Origin of the sequence: Mesorhizobium sp. M1E.F.Ca.ET.063.01.1.1 (assembly GCF_003998155.1) — a bacterium.
In the GTDB taxonomy this organism is placed as follows: domain Bacteria; phylum Pseudomonadota; class Alphaproteobacteria; order Rhizobiales; family Rhizobiaceae; genus Mesorhizobium.
The window spans coordinates 1-1,141 of the sequence record NZ_RZSC01001206.1; the positions used below are offsets into that span (position 1 = coordinate 1).

Below are 1,141 nucleotides of genomic sequence, written 5' to 3' on the forward strand. Positions count from 1 at the left end.
GATCAGCGCATCGTTGAGGCATTCCTTGCGCTGATAGGGCTGGAAATTCTGAGTGCGTGCCAGAATGCCGGCAATCACGCCGGCCTCGATCCAAAGTTGGGAATTCGGCGCGAGCAAGCGGGTAGCAGGAACCGCATCGAAAAGAGCTGCCCAACGGTCACGAACCCCGCGCCATGCCGAGGCGGAGAGCGTGCTATCACGTTTGCATCATGCATATTTCGAGACCGTGACTGAGCGTGACATTCACGACTCTCAAGCCGGATCGCTGGCGCGATATCCGCGCCGGCTCTTGGCACGCTGAAGCTTCATTGACGCGGTGACCGCATCGTCCTCGCTGTCAAAGGTTTCCATCATCGACTGACCGTTGGTTCCAATCCTGCCCCAGTTACGAATAACCGATGCCCCACCAAATAAGGTCGGTTGGATGGAAAGCGTGTAGAAGCGCCGCATGTTCTGCGACGGCTCTATGCGGCGAAAGTGAACCGAGCCTGCCTCTCCGTTTTCCATGGCCGGGAACTTCGCCTTCTTTGAAGGTGCAGTCCAATGCGTTCTTTGAATCGAACCGGCTCAACCGATTCGTTGCGGTGATGGGTCGCCGGCCACGGGTATCGCCAAATGCTAGCGCCGAAGCTCGCGATCGCACAAAGGATGCGTCGTTGCTTCTAGCGACAGCCACGCGGCGTCGGCTCTCACCATTCTCGTCCTGGCGCTTTCGCCGACGACGGGTGCGGTCCGACTGAGGGCGGGCTTCCGCCCTTCTCTCATGAACCGCCGCAGATAAACCCGCCATGACGATGAGCCCTCTTCGCGGCGATCTTGATCGTTGCGCCTTCGGGGTAAGTTGCGACCTCGCCGTAAAGCCGGCACGCCCGACCTGCTAAGCGTCACCGAGCGCAGCAATGGTGAGCCGGGGACCCGAATTATATTGTTGTCCTGCATCGTCGCCGAATCGCCTGGATTGCGAAGTCCACAGGAAGCCGACCCGACTGGCCCCCGGACGGGTTGAAGCCATTCTCTGGTCGCGAACCGCCGACCGGCTGACACCTTGACGGCCAAAACCACGCTTGCCGCAGAACCTCAGAAAGCGGCTACGAGGCTGTTTTTAAAGCAGCCTCTGCGATTGGCCGCGCTACATCAAGCC

General features: G+C 59.8%; 1 protein-coding gene. It reads right to left on the reverse strand.

Features of this window, described 5'->3' with window-relative positions; all coding sequences use genetic code 11:
* Nucleotides 1-252 precede the first annotated feature (252 nt).
* Nucleotides 253-507 (reverse strand): WGR domain-containing protein, encoded by a 255-nt coding sequence (locus EOA29_RS37295; protein ID WP_127222448.1) that lies wholly within the window; start codon nucleotides 505-507, stop codon nucleotides 253-255.
* Between the last annotated feature and the right edge of the window lie 634 nt (nucleotides 508-1,141).

Excerpts from the sequence above, each read along its gene's own strand:
- EOA29_RS37295 (WP_127222448.1), bottom strand. The coding sequence starts at position 507 with ATGGAAAACGGAGAGGCAGGCTCGGTTCACTTTCGCCGCATAGAGCCG.